The organism is Pseudoalteromonas sp. AWM4_233 (assembly GCF_056158285.1).
Genome location: NZ_JBSWSZ010000052.1, coordinates 2,872 through 3,213, shown reverse-complemented (window position 1 = coordinate 3,213; position 342 = coordinate 2,872). Strand labels below are relative to the sequence as shown.

Sequence of the window (342 nt, the reverse complement as noted above, 5' to 3'; positions counted from 1 at the left end):
AAGGTTAACGACGGTTAGATTCACCTCTTACACAGCACCTGTGTGCCGCCACCCGCAATGAGGTATGAGCAAGGGTTTGCTGAATGTTTATCGGCATGACCCATATCTGAGGTTTCTAACACAATGGTACTATCTAGTATGCCCGCGGCTTTAAGCTTTTGGATAAAGTAAGCACTCAAACTACCTAGGTGACTTCGCATCTCGGTATAGTATAGGTAGTTCGGTTGGCCATTACTGCCGCCGTGAATTGCGTTGTGATAGTGGCCTTGGAAGTTCAATAGGTGCTGTGTAAGAGGTGAATATTTTGACCCGTCGTTAACCTTAGCAATACGTATTTTTATG

The 342-nt window shown here is 45.0% G+C and carries 1 pseudogene; it reads right to left on the bottom strand.

Annotated features, from left to right (window positions below):
• Positions 1–20 precede the first annotated feature (20 nt).
• Positions 21–342 (bottom strand): annotated as a pseudogene (locus ACXAC4_RS19610) (hypothetical protein); the annotation flags it as partial.